General features: G+C 72.9%; 11 protein-coding genes and 1 pseudogene. 6 read left to right on the forward strand and 6 right to left on the reverse strand.

The window, feature by feature from the left end; all coding sequences use genetic code 11:
* Window positions 1-68: 68 nt before the first annotated feature.
* Both OG520_RS08620 and OG520_RS08625 read left to right on the forward strand, forming a co-directional pair.
* The gene (locus OG520_RS08620; RefSeq protein ID WP_406012782.1) at window positions 69-785 is read left to right on the forward strand and encodes an ABC transporter ATP-binding protein; all 717 of its coding nucleotides are present in this window, start codon (window positions 69-71) and stop codon (window positions 783-785) included.
* Window positions 782-3523, forward strand: coding sequence for an ABC transporter permease (locus OG520_RS08625; protein WP_406012783.1), 2742 nt, complete (start codon window positions 782-784; stop codon window positions 3521-3523). The genes OG520_RS08620 and OG520_RS08625 overlap by 4 nt, the downstream gene beginning before the upstream one ends.
* 43 nt (window positions 3524-3566) lie before the next feature.
* Here OG520_RS08625 and OG520_RS08630 read toward each other — a convergent pair whose 3' ends face one another.
* From OG520_RS08630 to OG520_RS08645, 4 genes are all read right to left on the reverse strand, one after another.
* Window positions 3567-4499, reverse strand: coding sequence for a LysR family transcriptional regulator (locus tag OG520_RS08630; protein WP_385328070.1), 933 nt, complete (start codon window positions 4497-4499; stop codon window positions 3567-3569).
* Window positions 4500-4580: 81 nt separating this feature from the next.
* Window positions 4581-5774 carry a glycine C-acetyltransferase gene (locus tag OG520_RS08635; protein ID WP_385328072.1) on the reverse strand — a complete coding sequence of 398 codons (1194 nt, stop codon included), beginning with the start codon at window positions 5772-5774 and terminating at the stop codon, window positions 4581-4583.
* Window positions 5775-5825: 51 nt separating this feature from the next.
* Window positions 5826-6854 carry an L-threonine 3-dehydrogenase gene (gene tdh / locus OG520_RS08640; protein ID WP_399329036.1) on the reverse strand — a complete coding sequence of 343 codons (1029 nt, stop codon included), beginning with the start codon at window positions 6852-6854 and terminating at the stop codon, window positions 5826-5828.
* A gap of 708 nt (window positions 6855-7562) precedes the next feature.
* Window positions 7563-8204, reverse strand: coding sequence for a GNAT family N-acetyltransferase (locus OG520_RS08645; RefSeq protein ID WP_406012784.1), 642 nt, complete (start codon window positions 8202-8204; stop codon window positions 7563-7565).
* A 294-nt stretch (window positions 8205-8498) separates the two neighbouring features.
* Here OG520_RS08645 and OG520_RS08650 point away from each other — a divergent pair, with 294 nt between their 5' ends.
* Together OG520_RS08650 and OG520_RS08655 are read left to right on the forward strand one after the other, a co-directional pair.
* Window positions 8499-10175, forward strand: a complete 1677-nt coding sequence (locus tag OG520_RS08650; RefSeq protein ID WP_406012785.1) for a glycosyltransferase family 2 protein — start codon at window positions 8499-8501, stop codon at window positions 10173-10175.
* Window positions 10176-10191: 16 nt separating this feature from the next.
* Window positions 10192-13112, forward strand: a pseudogene (locus tag OG520_RS08655) (acyltransferase family protein); the annotation flags it as partial.
* Between the two features lie 138 nt (window positions 13113-13250).
* On the opposite strand, the gene OG520_RS08660 reads toward OG520_RS08655, so the two are convergent.
* On the reverse strand, window positions 13251-14135 hold the full coding sequence (locus OG520_RS08660) for a peptidase S1 (RefSeq protein WP_406016447.1): 885 nt from the start codon (window positions 14133-14135) through the stop codon (window positions 13251-13253).
* Between the two features lie 376 nt (window positions 14136-14511).
* On the opposite strand from OG520_RS08660, the gene OG520_RS08665 reads away from it, so the two are divergent.
* Together OG520_RS08665 and OG520_RS08670 are read left to right on the forward strand one after the other, a co-directional pair.
* Window positions 14512-16962: a GTPase-associated protein 1-related protein gene (locus OG520_RS08665; RefSeq protein WP_406012786.1), complete on the forward strand. Its 2451-nt coding sequence runs from the start codon at window positions 14512-14514 to the stop codon at window positions 16960-16962.
* 143 nt (window positions 16963-17105) lie between these two features.
* A complete protein-coding gene (locus OG520_RS08670; RefSeq protein ID WP_399329032.1) occupies window positions 17106-17576 on the forward strand; it encodes a hypothetical protein in 471 nt (156 codons plus the stop codon).
* A gap of 71 nt (window positions 17577-17647) precedes the next feature.
* On the opposite strand, the gene OG520_RS08675 is transcribed toward OG520_RS08670, so the two are convergent.
* Entirely contained in the window at window positions 17648-18769 is a 1122-nt protein-coding gene (locus OG520_RS08675) for a DUF1648 domain-containing protein (protein WP_406012787.1), read from the reverse strand.
* Between the last annotated feature and the right edge of the window lie 96 nt (window positions 18770-18865).

The raw sequence follows: 18865 nt of genomic DNA on the forward strand, positions 1-18865 counted from the left end.
CCCGGCCGGTCTCCGGTTCGTAGCGTTTACCCAGGTCAGAAGGTATGTGGTGGGTCAGAGAAGGAAGGGTGGAGTCAACGGTGGACGCGATCACAGCGGTGCGGCCGGCCGCGCTGAGGCTGGAGTCGGTGAGCCGGCGCCACGGCCGGCGCGGCCGGGAGACGACCGCGCTCGACGCGGTCAGTTGCGTGGTCCCGGCCGGGAGCTTCACCGCGGTGGTGGGCCCCTCGGGTTCGGGGAAGAGCACGTTCCTGCAGTGTGCCGCAGGTCTGGACCGGCCGACGTCGGGCACGGTACGGATCGGGACCACCGATCTCGGTGCGCTCTCGGAGGCCGCGCTGACCCGGCTGCGGCGGGACCGGATCGGATTCGTCTTCCAGTCGCACGCCCTCAATCTGGTGCCTTCGCTGAGCATCGAGGAGAACGTCGTGCTGCCGCTGGTGCTGGCGGGCGCCGACCCGGCGGCCGAGCGGGTACTGACCCGCGGGCGGGACCTGCTGGCCCGGGTCGGCCTGGCGGACCGCGGCGCGCAGGGTCCTGCGACGCTCTCCGGCGGGCAGCAGCAACGGGTGGCGGTGGCACGGGCGTTGGTGACCGAACCCGAGGTCGTCTTCGCGGACGAGCCGACGGCTTCCCTGGACCCGGAGTCGGCGGCCCTGGTGCTCGGTCTGCTGCGGGACGCGGTGCGGATCGACGGCCGTACGGTCGTCATGGTCACCCATGATCCGGTGGCGGCGAGCTGGGCGGACACCGTACTGACGATGGACGGCGGCCGGCTGCGATGAACAGGACCAAGGGAAGCAGGACCAGGGAGAGCAGGAGCGAGGGGAGCAGGACCAGGAGCGAAGGGGGCAGGAGCGAAGGGGGCAGGAGCGAGGAGAGCAGGAGCGAGGAGAACAGGGCCGGGAGCGAAGGGGCGGCGCGGCCACGGGCGGATGCGCGGACCGGCGTCCGACGGGCGTCGGCGTTTCTCGCCCGGCGTTCGCTGAAGGCCCATCGCCGGGCCTGGGGCGCGGTGTTCGCGGCGACGACGGCGGCGGCCGCGCTGATCGGCGCCTTCGCCCTCGTCGTCGGTTCGCTGCTGCTGGCGCAGCCGCCGGTGGAGCGTTACGCGGGGGCCGACGCGGTGGTGGCGGCCGACCAGAAGGTGACGTACACGGCGAAGCCGTGGGGCAGCAAGCCGAAGACCACGACGACGTATCTGCCGGAGCGGGTGCGGCTCGACCGCTCAGTGGTGGCGAAGGCCGCCGCCGCCCACGGCGTCGCGAAGGCCGTCGCGGACGATTCGGTACCGGTGACCGTGGGCGGCGAGGGCGGCGCGGCTTCGGGCCTCGGCCGTTCCTGGGCGGCCGCCGCGCTCGCCCCGTACCGGCTGACGGACGGACACCCGCCCAGGTCCGCCGCCGAGGTGGTCATCGACAGCGCGCTGTCGGCGGCCACCGGGAGCGGGACCGGTGACCATGTGACATTGCAGGTCGACGGGGCGCCCCGGCCGTACACCGTCAGCGGTGTCGTGGGCACCGGTCACCGGGGTGGCTCCCCCGCCGTCTTCCTCACCGAGCGGCACCTCACCGCGCTGGCGGGGCACCCCGGCACGGTGGACGCGGTCGGCATCGTCGCCGAACCGGGAGTCTCCGCCGACGCGCTGCGGGCCTCGCTGGAGGAGGCGTTGCCCGACCGCGCCCGTGGCGACCGCGAGGTCCGGGTGCTCACCGGCCCGGAGCGCGGGCAGGCCGAGCACCCGGACGCGCTCGGCGCCCGCGGCGAACTGCTGCCGCTGCTCGCCTCCATCACGGGAACGGTCTTCATGGTGGCGCTCCTGGTGATCGCCACGCCCCTCTCCCAGGCGGTCCACCAGCGCTCCGGTGAACTGGCGCTGCTGCGTGCCGTCGGGGCGACGCCCCGGCAGCTCAGGTCGGCCGTCGGCCGCGAGGTGAGCCGGGTGGCCGGTGCCGCGGCGGTGCTGGGCGGGCTCGGTGCCGTACCTCTGGGGCTGCTGATGCGGTCGCTCCTGACGACGGACCCGCTGCCACTGCCCATGCCGGTGTGGCTGCCGTTCGCCGCGGCAGCCACGGCGGCGTCGCTCGTCGCGCTCGCCGCCCGTCCGGTGTCGGTCCTCGCGGCCAGGTCCATCACCGGGCTGCGGCCCGCCGCGGCGCTGGGCGCGGCCCGTGCGCCCGAGCCGAGCGAGCCGGGACGGGTGCGTACGGTCGCCGGGGCGGTACTGGCCATGGCGGGCGTCAGCGCGGCCGGTGCGGCGACGGCGCAGGGCGGGCAGGCCGCCGCGGTGGCCGCGTCGGGTGCGGCGACATCGCTGATCATCGCCGTTGCGCTGCTGGGTCCGTGGATCGCCCGGGTGGCGATGAGGGTCCTCGGCACGCCGGTACGACGCGTCGGCGGGGTCTCCGGCTTCCTCGCCGCCAAGTCCGCCGCCGCGCACAATCGGCGCCTCGGCGCGGCGATCACCCCGATCGTGCTGGTCGTCGCGTTCGTCTGCGTACAGCTGGCGGCGGGCTCGACGCTGGAGCGGGCCGCCGACCGGCAGGCCGGTGCCGCGCTCCGGGCCGACCTGGTGGTGACGGGCCCGGCCGCCGGACTGCCGGCCGGTGCGGCTCGGGCCGTGCGCGGGGCACCGGGGGTGGCGGCGGCGACCGGTGTGCTGCGCTCCGGTGTCGTCCTCGCGCATCGTGAGATGGGTGATCCGAAGCTGGACCGGTTCCCGGTGCTGGGGGTGACGGCGGACCAGCTGTCCGGCACGCTCGATCCGCGGATCACCGCGGGCGATCCGGCGGACCTCACCGGCCGGGGCACGGTGGCGGTCGGCGAAGACCGGGCCGCCGATCTCGGTGTCGGCATCGGCGACCCGGTGGAGCTCCGTCTCGGCGACGGCACCGAGGTGCGGCTCCGTGTGGTGGCGCTCTACGAACGGGCGCTGGGGCTCGGTGAGTTCATGCTGCCGCGCGAGGCACTGGCCGGGCACGTCTCGGCCCTTCGCGACCAGCGGATCCTGATCCGTTCGACGGACGGCACGGCGGCCTCCGCCACCGCTGCTTCGGTACGGCGTGCGCTCGCCCCGTACACGGGTGTGCGGGTCCGGCCCGCGACGGCCGACGACATACGGATCGCACCGTCGTCGTCGGACCAGGACAACGCGATGGTCATCATCGGTGTCGGGGTGATCGGTGGCTTCGCGCTGCTCGCGGTGATCAGCACACTGTCCCTGATCACGGTGGGCCGCCGCCCCGAGTTCCGTCTGCTGCGGATGGTCGGTGCGGGCCGCCGTCAGGTGCGGCGGATGCTGGTGCTGGAGACGGGACTGGTGGCGGTGGCCGGGCTGGCGATCGGCACGCTGGTCGCGGCGGTACCACTGGTGGCGTTCGCGGTGTCGACGACCGGTTCGGTGCCGTATCTGCCACCGGCGCAATACGGAGTGCTCGCCCTGGCCGTGACCGTCGCGGCGGGTGCGGGGACGCTGTGGCCGGGGTCGTCCGGTGGCCGGTTCGTCCTCGGGCGCCGGAGGTGAGGACGCCCCCCGCGGTCCCGTCCGGCAGCCGTGGGGCACCGCGTCAAGGCGCTGCGGGCAGGGGCAGCGCCCCCTCCCGTACCGCCGCCGCGGCCAGTGCGTCGAGCACCGGGGCGATCAGCGGATGCCCCTCCGCCCCCTGCCGCACCGCGGCGAAGACCCGGCGGGTCGGCGCGCTGCCCTCCACCGGCCGCACCACCACGCCCGTCAGCTCCATCCCCAGCAGCGCCGACCGCGGCACCAGCGCCACCCCGGCCCCCGCCCCGGCCAGCGCGACCACCGCGCGGAAGTCGTCCGAGGAGTGCTCCAGCCTCGGCTGGAAACCGGCGAACTCGCAGGACAGGACCACCACGTCGTGGCAGGGGTTGCCGGGGTAGGGGCCGATCCACGCGTCCTTCTCCAGGTCGGCGATGGCCACCTGGGTCCGGCCGGCCAGCCGGTGCCCGACCGGCAGCACCGCGTCGAAGGGCTCGGAGTACAGCGGCACCCGGGTCAGCCGGCGGTCGTCCTCGCCCGGGGCGCCCCGGTACTCGACGGCGACGGCCACGTCGACCTGCCGGTCGAGCACCATCGGCACACTCGCGTCGCCCTCGGCGTCCTGGACCCGGACCCGGATGCCGGGCGCGGTGCGCGTCAGTTCGGCTATGGCTGGGGCGAGAACCAGGCCGATGCCGGTGGCGAACGCGGCGACGGTGACCGTGCCCGCGTCCCCCGCGCTGTAGGCGGCGAGCTCCGCCTCGGCCCGTTCCAGCTGGGCCAGCACCGCGTTGGTGTGGGTCAGCAGGATCTCCCCGGCGGGGGTGAGCCGGGCGCCGCGCGCGCCCCGTTCGACGAGCCGGTGTCCGGTCTCCTGCTCCAGCGCGGCGAGCTGCTGGGAGACCGCGGAGGGTGTGAGGTACAGCGCGGCGGCTGCGGCCGTCACCGTGCGGTGGTCGGCCACCGCACGGAGGATCCGCAACCGCCGTGAATCGATCATGTGCCCCATTGTCCCAGGTCACGGAGGGACCCCGCCGCCGGGCGGGGCTCCCGGGTGAGGCCCCCGGGTGAGGCCCGGGTGCTACTCCCCCAGCGCGGCCCGCGCGTCGACGAACGCGTCCACGGCCCGGTTCACGTCCTGTGTGGAGTGCGCGGCGGAGAGCTGGACGCGGATCCGGGCCGCGCCCTGCGGGACGACCGGGTAGGAGAACCCGATCACGTACACACCGCGCTCCAGGAGGAGCTCCGCCATCCGGCCTGCCTTCGCCGCGTCCCCGATCATGACGGGGGCGATGGCGTGGTCGCCGGGCAGGATGTCGAAGCCCTCCTCGGTCATCCGGGTACGGAAGAGCGCGGTGTTGGCGTTGAGCTGCTCGCGCAGGTCACCGGCGGCCTCCAGCAGGTCGAGGACCTTGAGCGAGGCCGCCGCGATGACCGGGGCGAGGGAGTTGGAGAAGAGGTACGGGCGGGAGCGCTGGCGCAGCAGCGCGACGATCTCGGCGCGCGCCGCGACATAGCCGCCGGACGCGCCGCCGAGCGCCTTGCCGAGGGTGCCGGTGATGATGTCGACCCGGTCCATCACGTCGTGCAGCTCCGGCGTGCCGCGGCCGCCGGGGCCGACGAAGCCGACGGCGTGCGAGTCGTCGACCATGACCATGGCGTCGTAGCGCTCGGCCAGGTCGCAGATCTCGCGCAGCGGCGCGACGTACCCGTCCATGGAGAACACACCGTCGGTGACGACGAGCCTGCGCCGGGCGCCGGACGCCTCCTTGAGCTGCTTCTCCAGGTCGTCCATGTCACGGTTGGCGTAGCGGAACCGCTTGGCCTTGGAGAGGCGGATGCCGTCGATGATGGAGGCGTGGTTGAGGGCGTCGGAGATGACCGCGTCCTCCGGGCCGAGGACGGTCTCGAAGACACCGCCGTTGGCGTCGAAGCAGGAGGAGTAGAGGATCGTGTCCTCCTGGCCGAGGAACGTGGAGAGCCGCTGCTCCAGTTCCTTGTGGACCTCCTGGGTGCCGCAGATGAAGCGGACCGAGGCCATGCCGTAGCCCCAGCGGTCCAGCGCCTCGTGGGCGGCGGCGATCACCTCGGGGTGGTCGGCGAGGCCCAGGTAGTTGTTGGCGCAGAAGTTGAGCACCTCACCGGGCCGGCCACCCGCGGTGACGGCGACCGACGCGGACTGCGGGGTGCCGATCACTCGCTCGGGCTTGTGCAGTCCGGCGGCCTCGATCTCTTCGAGGGTGGTGCGCATGTCGTCGCGTACGGAGTCGAACATGAGGGGTGTCTCCCAGCTGTCTACGGTGGCGTCGTCCACGGGGGCGTCGGGTCAGGAAGTCCAGTCGAGGATGACCTTGCCGCCGCGGCCGCTCGCCGCGTCGTCGAAGGCCGCTTCGAAGTCGCGGTAGCCGTACCGGCCGGTGATCACGGGGGCGAGGTCGAGGCCGCCCTCCAGCAGTACGGACATGGCGTACCAGGTCTCGTACATCTCACGGCCGTAGATGCCCTTGACGGTGATCATCGAGGTGACGATGCGGGCCCAGTCGACGGCGAACTCCTCGGACGGCAGTCCGAGCATGGCGATCCGGCCGCCGTGCGTCATGTTCGCGATCATCTCGCGCATGGCCTCGGGCCGGCCGGACATCTCCAGGCCGACGTCGAAGCCCTCGCGCAGTCCGAGGCTCTTCTGGCCGTCGGCGATGGTCTCCTCGCCGACGTTCAGGGCGAGGCTCACGCCGACCTTCCGGGCCAGCTCCAGGCGGGCCTCGCTGACGTCGGTGATGACGACGTTGCGGGCGCCCGCGTGCCTGGCGACGGCCGCGGCCATGATGCCGATCGGTCCGGCGCCGGTGATCAGTACGTCCTCGCCGACCAGCGGGAACGACAGCGCGGTGTGCACGGCGTTGCCGAACGGGTCGAAGATCGCGGCGACGTCGAGGTCGACGGGGATCCGGTGCACCCAGACGTTGGACGCGGGCAGGGCGACGTACTCGGCGAAGGCACCGTCCCGGCCGACGCCGAGGCCGAGGGTGGAGCGGCACAGGTGGCGGCGGCCGGCCAGACAGTTGCGGCACTTGCCGCACACCAGGTGGCCCTCGCCGCTGACCAGGTCGCCGACATTGATGTCGACGACGTCGGCGCCGGTCTCCGCGACCTCGCCGACGAACTCGTGCCCGAGGACCAGCGGGGTGCGCACGGCCTGCTGCGCCCAGCCGTCGTAGTTGCGGATGTGCAGATCGGTGCCGCAGATACCGGTACGGAGCACCTTGATCAGTACGTCCGAGGGGCCGATCTCCGGCTCCGGCACGTCCATCAGCCAGAGTCCCGGCTCGGCCTTCTGCTTCACGAGTGCCTTCACGGCTGCGGCTCCCTGCGCTGGTGCGGCGTTGAGTACCCCGGGCCGGGGGCATGCCTGTGGGAAGCCTGCGGCCCGGGGAGGATCGAGAGGGACGGGGCAATGGCAGCGCGCGTCGGTCGGCTGCCGCGCACCATCCTCTGCCGTCACGGAGAAATCTGCCGCACCCCGCGCCACAGGTCCATCGAGGTTTTCTTAAGCGCGCCCGAAGATCCGCTTCATGCCGTGCGCCGCCCCGGCGTCACATGCGGGCGCCGCGCCCGCCCGGCGCCCGCGCCGTTCCGCTTCATGCCTCCGTGTGCAGCCCCAGGAAGCGCGCCCGCCCGCTCCGGACCCGGTAGAGGAACATCCCCGTCTCGGTCGGCACCTGATGGGTGGAGTGGGAGGAGAGCATCCGGGTGATGCCGGGGGGCCGGTCCGGAACAGCCGCTGTGCGACGCCACCGCGTTCCGCGCCCGCCGTGCTCGTGGACCGGGCGGCGCGGGCGATCAGGCCGACCGCGTCGTACGCCTCGGCGGACCAGCCGGCCGGCGCGGCCCCGAACCGCTTCCGGTAAGCGGCGGTGAAGGCCTTCGCGGCCGGGAGCGCCGCCGGGTCGGTGTACGCCGACGGAGGACTTGGCGCCCGCCCGGTCGGCGGTGGTGGATCCTGCCGCGACGACGACCTGGGCGAGGCGTGCGTACTCGTAGCGGCCGTCGGGCGGCTCGGCCGCTACGCCGCCGGCTCTCCCGCCGGCTCGGCCGGTTCCGGGTCGGTGGCCAGGCGGGCGTGCAGGTGCTCGTCGTGGTACTTCCCGTCGCCGAAGCGGTAGGAGTCGCGCAGTGTGCCCTCGGGGAGATAGCCGCAGCGGTCGGCCACCCGGCAGGAGCCCTCGTTGCCCACCGCGTGGGCTATCTCGATCCGACGGGCATCGGCGGTGGCGAAGCCCCAACTCGTCACCGCCCTGGTCGCCCTGGTGGCGATGCCCCGCCCGCGGGCGGCCGGCAGCGTCCAGTAACCGATCATCGCCAGGCCGTCCTCGCGGTCGACCCAACGCAGTGCGACATTGCCCAGCAGGGCGCCTCCGGCTGCTTCCCGCACGGCGAACGAGGCGCTGGCGCCACGGTCCCAGGCCCCGTCCCGCGCCTGCACCCAGGCCAGGGCGGCGCTGCGGTCGGCTGCCGCGAGCGGGCTCCAGAGGGCGATCCGCGGATCCGTCGCCGCGGCCACCAGGCCGTCCAGCACGGCTTCCGACTGGGCGTCCTCCCGGCTCCATGGGCGCAGCACCACATCACCGAGGTCGAGTGCGGTGCGGACGAAGGCCCGTCGGTCGATGGGGTCCTGCGCGGTCTGCGGGGGTATGGCTGTGCTCATGACCCCATTCCTACCTGGCCGTACGGAACCCCGCCAGCGAATTTCCGCCGGTCACGGGCGGTGGTCCGCGGTCCACCCCGGCCCGGGAATTGGACGACTGTTAACCCCCGCGTGCCCTTGTGATTCCCGCACGACACGGACGCAACCGATCGAATAGGTCTGGACCACTCGCGGACGCCTTGATCCGCCACCCCATTCAACACTCCCTTTTAACGCTCCCTTCGCAAATGGTCTATACCTTTGACGCTATGGTGGATCACCCGATGCCGCCAAATGCCCGGCCATGGGAGCCTTATGACGATCCATCATCTTCCTCAACCGCCGTCCGACCACGAGCTCTACTGGTACTTCGGGCCGCAACGCCGCTGGGTACTGATCAGCACCTCGTTCGCCTTCGCACTCACCGCGGCGACGATGCTGACCTTCGCGCTGCGCACTCCGGCCCTGTGGGCCTTCCTCGCGTTGCTCGCCCTCAATGTCGTCGCGCTCGCGCTGTCCTCGGTCAACAGCCTGCGTCAGCGGCGGCTGACCAGGCGCTCGCACGAGGTGCTCGTCCATGCCTGGGACCCTGCCGAACTTCCCGGTGTGGACCTGTACTTGCCGACCTGCGGCGAACCGCTCGCCGTTCTGGACAACGCCTACCGCGCGGTCTCGGCGGTCGACTGGCCCGGCGCGCTGACCGTCTGGGTGCTGGACGACGCCGCGAGCCCCGAGGTCGCCGAGCTGGCCGCCTCGTACGGATACCGGTACGTCGTCCGGCCCGACCGGGGTCACCTCAAGAAGGCCGGCAATCTCAACCACGCGCTCACCCTGAGCAGCGCGGAGTACATCGCCATCCTGGACGCCGACTTCGCGCCCAGGCCCGACTTCCTGCGTCATCTCGTCCCGTATCTCGCCGACCCGGGTGTCGGCATCGTGCAGAGCCCGCAGTGCTTCGACACCGACGGGTCGATGAGCTGGATCCAGCGCGCCGCCGGATCGGCCCAGGAGTGGTTCTTCCGCTGGATCCAGCCGTCCCGGGACGCGAGCGACGCCGCGATCTGCTGCGGCAGCAACGCGGTCTACCGCCGCAGCGCCATCGACCTGGCCGGCGGCTTCGCCAGGCTCGACCACAGCGAGGACCTGTTCACCGGGCTCGCACTCCACGAACAGGGGTTCCGCACCCTGTACGTTCCGGTACTGGTGGCCAAGGGCACCTCGCCGGACAACCTGGCGTCCTTCATCAACCAGCAGTACCGCTGGGCGATGGGCAATCTGCATCTGCTGGGGACGCCCGTCCTCAAGCGCATGGGTGCCCCCTGGCGGATGCGGCTGTGCTTCTACGAGGGCATCGTCGGCTATCTGACGACGGCGGTGAACACCTTCGCCGCTCCGCTGCCGCCGTTGGTGATGCTGTTCCGGTACCCGGACGACGTCCGCCCCTGGCATGTGCTGCCGCTGCTCGCTCCGCTCTGGCTCTGGCACGTACTGCTGCCTCGGATCAGCCGGACCCGCTGGCGGGTGGAGGTGATCCGGGCCAACGTCCTGACGAGCGTCGCCGCCGGGGCCGCCTTTCTGCACACCCTGCGCGGCCGCAGCGCGGCCTGGGTGCCCACCGGGGCCGGCGGTGCGGCGAAGGGCGGCATGGCCCGCCGCGTCGTGATCGTCTCCCTCGCCTGGCTCTGCTGCTCCACCGGCGCGGCCGCCGCCGGGCTCGCCCTGGCGGTGGCCCGCAACGGCTGGGAACCCAACTGGGGCCTCGCTCTTTACCTGTTGGTGCAGTGCCAGATCAACCTGCCTCTGATACGCGACCTGTCGACCGAACTGCGCTCCGCCGGCCCGGCACGCGGGCCCGCGCGGCCGGTACGTCCGACAGGACGCTCCCTGCTGCCCAGGCGCTGGCCCGAAGCGCTGGCCGCCACAACACTCCTCCTGCTCACCGCCCTGCTCGCATCCGGTTGGGTCAACCCGATGCTGCCCTGGCTGAGTTGAAAGGCCCGTCAGATCAATGTCCACGACCATGGCTCCCGGCTTCCGTCGCTCCGGGTTCCGCCCAGACATCGAGGGGCTGCGCGCGGTCGCGGTCCTCGGAGTCCTCGCCTTCCACGCTGCCGTGCCCGGCCTGACCGGCGGATTCGTCGGAGTGGATGTCTTCTTCGTCATCTCCGGCCATCTGATCACCGGGCTCCTGGTGCGTGAGGCCGTCACCACCGGGCGCATCCGGCTCGGGGAGTTCTTCTCCCGCCGGGCCCGCCGGCTGCTGCCCTCCGCCGCCGTGGTCCTCGGCGCCGTCGCGCTGGCCGGGGCCTGGCTCACCGTCCCGCTGCGCCGCACCGAGCTGGAGTACGACGTGGTGGCCGCGGCGCTGTCCGCCGCCAACTGGCGCTTCGTCCAGCAGCAGACCGACTACCTCGCGGCAGGCCACGACCAGAGCCCATTGCTGCACTTCTGGTCGCTGGCGGTGGAGGAGCAGTTCTATCTCCTCTGGGCCCCACTGCTCGCCGGGTTCGTGTACGTCGCCGCCAGGGCGGCACGCCGGGGGCGCGCCGTGCGGTCGGCGGTGACCGCCTTCACCGTGCTGCTGACGCTCGGCTCCTTCGCCCTGTCGCTGCGCTGGACGAGTGACTCCGTTTCGCTGGCATACCTCGGAACTCCGTCGCGGGTATGGCAGTTCGGCATCGGTGCGTTACTGGCACTGCTGCCCTGGCACCTGCTGCGCGGTCCCCGCGCGTTGCGTCTGCTGTGCGGGTGGGCGGGGGCCGGGGCACTGTTGTGGTGCATGGTCGAGTACGACGCGTCGACCCCGTACCCCGGATACGCGGCGCTCGTACCGACGCTGGCCACGGCAGCGGTCATCCTGGCCGGGATACCCGACCGGTCGGCCGGCGGGAGCGCGAACGGCCCGGACGCGTACGGGGTGGGGCGGCTGCTGGCGGGCCGGGCACCCCGCGCGGTCGGACGGCTCTCCTACACCCTCTACCTGTGGCACTGGCCCGTACTCGTACTCGCCGAGGCCCGCCTCGGCACGCTGGACTGGCCGGCGAAGGCGGCACTGACGGTGGCGTCCGCGTTGCCCGCGCTGGCCACCATGCGCTGGGTCGAACAGCCGGTACGTCACAGCAGGACCGTGTCAGAGCTGCCCCGGCGCGGACTGTCGGTGGGGGTGTCGGCCGTCGCCATCCCGGTCGTCCTGGCGCTGGTGATGGGCACCACGACCCTGCGTCTGCTGGGCCCGGCCGCACCGGTGGACGTGAAGGGCCTGCCGCCGGGCGCGGCCGAGGGCCCGCATCTGCTGTCGCGGAACGGCACGCCGTTCAAGGACGGCCCCGTGGTGCCCAGTCCCGTGCAGGCGCGCAAGGACTTCCCGCCGGACGGGGCCTGTGAGGTGGCACCGCCGGTGACCAGCAGTCCGCCCTGCCTGTTCGGGGCGACCGACAGCCCGGACCGGATCGTCCTGCTCGGCGACTCGCATGCCGGTCAGTGGTTCTCCCCGATGCTCGCCCTGGCGGCCCAACGCGGCTGGGCCCTCGAGGAATTGGTGAAGCAGGGCTGCCCGCTGCCGGAACTGCGGGTGGTCAACCCCCAGTTGGGCCGCACCTATCGCGAGTGCGACACCTGGCGTACGAACACCCTGGCCCGGCTCGGCAAGGGGCCCAAGCCCCGCCTCGTCGTGATCGCCTCCCTCAACCGCTACACCGATGACCAGCGACTCCTCACCAGGGGCTGGGAGAAGACGCTCAAGCCCCTGCGTGCGCTCGGGGTCCCGATCGTCTACCTGGAGGACACCCCCGTGCCGGGGAAGGACATCCGGCCTGCGTCTCCGGGCACACCACGGATCCGGAGGCATGCGCGTTCGACCGCGGCACCGCACGGTGGCCCGACCCGCTGGCGCGGCGGATCGCGTCCGGCCGGCTGCCCGGGGTGCGGGCCGTGTCGGTCGACCCGGTCCTGTGCCCGCCGAAGGGGGCGACCTGCCCGGCGGTGCTGGACCGGATCCTGCTGTACCGGGACGACGCCCATCTGACCGATGTCGCCGCCGTGGTCCTCACGCCCCGGCTCGAACGGCTCCTCTCGGAGGCCGGAGCACTGTCCGGCGGCCCGGGGCCGGAGGCGGACGGCTGGACCCGGATCATGCACGACGACTTCGAAGGGCCGGCGGGCAGCCGCCCGTCCGCCGCCCGCTGGAAGTACGACATCGGCACCTGCTATCCGGGCTGCCCGGCCCCGCAGTGGGGAACCGGTGAGATCGAGACCATGACGGACTCGACCGACAACGTGCGCCTGGACGGGAAGGGCTCACTGGAGATCGTCCCCACGCTCAGGGACGGCAAGTGGTACTCCGGCCGGATCGAGTCCCGGCGGGCGGACTTCGCCCCGCCTCCCGGCGGTGTGATGCGGATCGAGGCGTCCATCGCGCTGCCCAATGTCACCGGCTCCGCGGCGGCGGGCTACTGGCCGGCCTTCTGGACCCTGGGAGCGAAGCTCCGCGACGGCTTCACGGGGTGGCCTTCGGTCGGTGAACTCGACGTCATGGAGTCCGTCAACGGCCGCGACACCGTCTTCGGCAGCATGCACTGCGGCACCTTCGAAGGCGGCCCCTGCGAGGAGCCGGTGGGGCTCACCTCGGGACCGCGGCCGTGCCCCGGCTGCCGTACCGCCTTCCACTCCTACGCCGTCGAGGTCGATCTGACACCCGGTGCCGAGGAAGTGCGCTGGTACCTGGACGGCCGCGTCCACCACCGGGTCACCGAGGCGGGAATGGACTCCCGGACGTGGGACCGGGCGGTGCACCACGGGCTGTTCCTGATCCTGAACGTGGCCATGGGCGGCAAACTCCCGGCCGCCGACGGCGCCACCGCGGGCCCCGGCACCGAACCGGGACACCCGATGCGCGTCCAGCACGTCACCGTCTCGACCCGGGAGGGCGCCCCCGCTCCTGACCGACCACGCCGCGCCGCACACCGAGAGTCGGCTCCGGTGCGCGGCGCGGCGCGGCATCAGGTGTTACAGGTCGGGCGCGACATGTCACGCGTCACGCGCCACTCGTCACTCGTCACTCGTCACTCGTCAGGAGAAGGCCAGCTCGGTGACGTTGTTGGCCTCCAGGACCCACGTCGCGCTCAGGCCGCCCTCCTTCACCCGTGCGTCGCCGTCGCCCTTGAGCACACCGATGCGGTTGCCGGACAGGGCGATCTGGATGGCCTGGTTGTACTCGTGGACCCAGCTCGCGCTGAGGCCGCCTTCCTTCACGTGTGCCTCACCGTTGTCCTTCAGGACGCCGATGCGGTTGCCCGACAGTTCGAGCTGGATGACGTCGTCGGACTCCCGGACCCAGGAGGCGCTGAGGCCGCCTTCCTTCACCCACGCGACACCGTTGCCGGTGAGGACACCGATGCGGTTGCCGGACAGGTCGATGCCGATGACGTTGTCGGACTCCCTCACCCAGGAGGCGCTGAGGCCGCCCTCCTTCACCCACGCGACACCGTCACCGGTGACGACACCGATGCGGTTGCCCGACAGTTCGAGCTCCTTGACCTTGTCGGACTCCTTGACCCACGTGGCGCTCAGGCCGCCCTCCTTCACGTAGGCCTCGCCGGTGTCCTTCAGGACGCCGATGCGGTTGCCGGACAGGGCGATCTGCTTGACGTCCGTGGCTTCCTTGACCCACGTGGCGCTGAGGCCGCCCTCCTTCACCCACGCGACACCGTTGCCGGTGAGGACGCCGATGCGGTTGCCGGACAGGGCGATCTGCTTGACGTCCCCCGACTCCTTGACCCAGGTGGCGCTGAGGCCGCCCTCCTTCACGTGGGCGTCACCGTTGACCCGCAGGGTGCCGATGCGGTTGCCGCCGTCGCCGGAGACCGTGCCGGGCACCGCGTTGGCCGTGGACGAACCAGCGAGACCGGCCAGCGCCAGAACGGCTGCTGCCGCGGAGAGAGTTTTGAGATTCAACGGAGTAACTCCAGTACACAGAGGGGCCCTTGGGCCCAATGAGCAGTGCCCTCGGGGGATTGAGCAATCCGAAGACGCTCAACGACTGGAGGGGCGGCGGGTGCCGGGGCCATTGGGGTGACGGAGGCGCATTGAGCGGGGCTCGCCACGCGCCGGGTCCCGCGAGCCCTGCCGGGTCCGGACGAAGGCCCCGGGCGACCTTCCGGCGGGGTGCGTGCGGGGCGGTGTGCCTTGATAGCGTCGCTCCCGCGATTGCGGACCGCTCCCCGCCGGGGTCGTCGCTGCGCCCGGACGGCCCGCCCTCGACGGGCGGCCTGCGGAGCGGGCGTGCTGACGGTACGGGGACGTTCGCGGCAAGGACGAAGAGGGCCGACGCATGAGCCTCGCGCAGTTGCACTACACCTCTGCCACCGCGGAGGACGACGGGGGCGGCGCACGGTTCACGGCCGTCAGCGCCGGCATACCCACGCCGGTGCTGGCGGAGGCCGAGCAGCTCCTCGGCTACGAGCCGCCCGCCGGAGCTCCTTACCACCCCACCACCGGCGAACTCCGTTCGTTTCCCGAGGCGTTCAGCTTCAGCACCCTGTCCGACGGCAGTCATCTGCTGAGCCGCACCGTGGCGCTCGGCGGCCCCGGCGCCGGTGGATTCCACGCGCACGCGGTGCACCTTCCGGCCGGTACCCGGCTGCCGGGCGACGCCCTGCCGATCACGGCCTGGCGGTCGCCGAACTGGGCCTCCGTCGCGCCGGTCGGCGGCACCCCCGGCCCCATGGCCGCCCTGCCCGCCTCCGCCGCCTTCGGTCCCGAGGCGCTCAACGACTTCGCGGTCTCCCGGAGCCCCTGGCTGGCGGCGGTCTTCGCCGACCTGCGCCGGGTGTGCGAGGAACCGGCGCGGGCACGGCTCGTTCTCGTGGAGCGGCAGTGCGCCGATGTGGCCCGGTGGATCGCCCTGGCCGGAGCCGTACTGCCGCCGGAGACCGCTCAGCGGCTGACCTTCACGACCTACACCCGCCGGCCGTCCGGTTCCCCGCACCGGGTTGTCGGGGTGCTGCCGGAGGACGCCCCCGAACCGACCGGCCCGGACGGCGCGTTCCTGGTGCGCGACTGCGCCGGGGCGCGCCCCGGCGAGCCGGTGGGCGATGCCTGGGCCGAGACCTGCGCCCGGATCTGGCGCAACCGGTCCCCCGAGCTGTTCCGGGTGGCGGCGGAGCTGCCCGGCGAACCCTTCGCCGCCGGGCCGCTCGCGGTGACGGCACTCTGCGCGGGCGTCCCGCTCGGCCCCGAAGGGCGCGCCGCGGCGGCGAACTGGGCGGCCGAGCGGCCGTACGCGCTGGACGAGGAGCGGACCCGGCAGCTGACCGACGCGCTGACCGCTCCCGGTCTTGACCGCACGAACACCGAACTGTCGGGGGTTGCAAGGCTGTTGACCGCCCTCGACGGCCGGTCCGCCGCCGCCACGACCGCGACGCTCGGCGCCCTGCTGGTGACGGAGGCGGTCCACGGCGGCGATGTCGCACTCGAACCGCCCGCGCGCTCGGTCTTCGCCGGACCGGCCGGGGAGCGTGCCGTCGCCGCGCTGGTCACGGCTCTGGGCGACGACCTCCGTACCGAACTCGCCACCGGTACGCCCCTCGCGGCCCCCGCGACGCCCGTTCCCGGGCGGTGTGTGGGGCGTGCCGTGCAGTTGCTGCGGATCGCTCGGCTGCTCGATGTGGACTGCGCGGAACTGCTCCCCGACGTCGTGGGCCGGATGGCCCGGTCCCTGCTGGACGAAGGGCCGGCCGACTGCGCCGCGGTGCTGCTCGATCTGCTGGACGAACAGTTCGATGTCCGTACGGCGCTGCTCGGCGAGCTGGACCGGATCGCCCCGCAGGATCCGTCGGCGACGGAGCGGCTGCTGGCGGAGGTCGCGCTGCCGTTCACCGGGGCACAGGCACTGCCGCATCTGCGGATGTGCGCGGCGGCGCCGGGCGCCAGGGCGGGCGGCGGCGACGACCGGGTGAAGGTGCTGAACACGGTGCTGCGCGCCGGTGGAATGTCACCGTTCACCGAGCCGCTGGTGCTGCGTACGGCGGTGGGTCTCGCCTGGGGCGACGGCACCCCCACGGCGGGCGAGGCCCGGTTGCTGCTGAGTGGGAGCACTTCCGACGCGCACCGCACGGCCGGTACGTGGGCCGTTCTCGTCGCGGCGGCGCTCGGTGCCTCCGCCGACGACGCGGCGGCCCCCGAGCTCGCCCATGACCTGTTGCGCGGCTTCCCGCAGGAGATCGACGCGCGGACGCGCGGCGCCCTGCTCCTCCTGGAGTTCGCGCGGGACGTCCGCTCGGGGGCGGCGGAGCCCGGCTGGGCGGAACAGGCCCGGAAGCTGTGTGCCGGGGCCGAACCGGTGGAGCCGGGCGTGCGCGAGCAGGCGTTCGGCGCCCTGGCCGGGCAGCTGCTCGGCCCGGACCGGCCGGAGGCGGAGCTGTACGCGTTCGTCCACAGCGACGCCCCGGATCTCATCGCGGCCTACGGAAACGCCGCCCGGCAGGACGCGGTGCTCGCCCGGCTGCGCTCCGACCCGGCCTATGTCGCCGACTGCTTCACCGTCTGGAGCTCTCACCCGCACGCGGGCCGTGCCTGGGGCGAGACCCGGGCGGCGCTGTTGGAGGAGGTGCTGCGTCCGGTGGTGCGCGGCTTGTCCGCCGACGAGGTGGCGGCGGTGGAGGAGGCCGCCGAGCGGGCGGGCAGCAGCCGTACGGCGGAGGCGTTCCGGGCGTGGAACCGGCCGGGCGGCCTCCGCAGGCGGCTCGGCAGCAGACTGGCGGCGCGGGTGCGCCGGTCGTGAGCGACAGCCCTCGGCGGTCGTGAGCGACACTCTTCGGCGGTCGTGGGCGAGGCCTCGGTGGCCCGTCCGGGGCGACCGGTACCGTGTGACCTATCGATCTCGTGCGCTCCCGGCGGGCTGCGTGACACCCCCAGGAGGAACAGATGACGACGAACCGCGGACGCAAGGACGTCATCCGGGACCGGATGGCCGCGACCGGCGAGTCGTACAACGTCGCCGCCCGCAATCTGAAAGCCATGAAGGACATGGGCGCCACGCGTGAGGCCGTCCTCACCCAGCGCTGGCGTCCCGCCGACACACTCGACGTCCCCTGCCCCTGCGGCGGTACGTGCGAGCCCGGTGAGCGGTGCGAGCGCTGCCACGCGCTCCACCGGCACATGGCGCGCTACCCCGGCAGCGTCACGGACGTGGAGACCTGGGCCGACCGTTACGACTGCATGGGCTGCGCGTCCTCGTACATCCTGACCGTGGTGCTGCCCGGTCGGCCGTGGGGCGTCGCCGAGACCGTGATCCTTGGCGGATCCGCGGAGCCGGTCGTGCGGGCCCGGGTGTTCCCGGGTGTCGCCCATCCACTGCTGCGGCCGGAGAGCACCGAGGACGAGACCGAGGACTGACGACCGGCGCCGGCCCCCGCATCCGCCCCGCCTCCGCGCCCGTCAAGGCGGAGGCCCCGGCCGCCCCGGAGTCACCGGACGGCCTGGACGACGGTCGCTCCCACCGCGACGGCGAGGGCCAGGGCCGCGACGACCAGGGACCGCGGGTTGCCGAAGTTGACCGTCCAGCCGATGCCGACCCGTTTGGGCACCAGGACCGCGGGATCATCGGCATTGACGTAGATCGTGCCGGCGCCGTGCCAGAAGCGGTCGTCGTCGCGCGCGACCAGTCCGGTGCTCTCCTCGCCCGTGTCCTCCGGCAGCCTGCTGCCGGAGGACCCGACACGCAGGACGAACCGGGCGACCACGGCGAGCACCGCGACGAACGGCACGCCGGTGACGGCCAGGGTCACGACCGTGGAGCGGGTGTCGCTCCACATCAGCGCGGACAGCCCGAGCAGCATCAGGTTCACCAGGGCGGTGATGCCCATCATGGAGCGGGCCGTGACGGTGAGGTAGCGGCGGTACCGTGCGGCACCGGCCACCGGGCGTGCCACATCGAGGTCGGCACGGGCGCGGAGCAGTCCGGCGACGACGGCGGCCATGGTGAGGGTGAGGAGGACCTGGCAGAGGACGAGGCCGAAAGCGGTCCACACACTGGTCGTGTACATGTGGTAGACGGTTCCGCCGGAGGAGCGTCCGGGCAGTGCGATGCGGTCGGGCAGGCCGGGGTAGACAACGACGCCCGCGGCGATGCTGACGGCGATCACGACGAGCGCGGGGACGGTCCAGCCCCAGGGGAAGCGGACCGGGTCCGTGCGCAGGGACGTGTCCACGACGGAGCCCTGCCGGGCCTGTCCGTACCATCCGCCCTCCGCCTTCGCGCGGGCGATGCCGCGGTGGGCCCGTACCCACAGGGCGGCGGCGAGGGCGCAGAGCAGCAGGGAACCGGCGGCTCCGGCGGTGAGGGTGCCGAGCGCGGCGCCGAGCGCCGAGGCGAGCACGGTGACGACGGCCGCGGCGACGAGCATCGCACCGCGGTAGCGACTGCGCTGTTCCTCGACGGCGGCGGCGCGCGCCTTGTCCGGCGGTACACGGACGCCGAAGGGTACGGCGGAGGGGTTGAGGAGCGGGCTGTGGGCGGTGTACAGGACGGCGCTCAGCACCGCGAGTATGCCGAAATTGAGAGCTGCGTCGACCAGCAAGGTGTTCACCTGTCCGTTCTTGTCGCTGATCCCGGTGGAGCGGGGCGCCGCACCGGGACACGGAATGACGTTTCGGGGTCTCGTTCCGCGCGCCGCTCCGCGAGG

It is taken from the genome of Streptomyces sp. NBC_00984 (assembly GCF_045162475.1).
GTDB lineage: Bacteria > Actinomycetota > Actinomycetes > Streptomycetales > Streptomycetaceae > Streptomyces.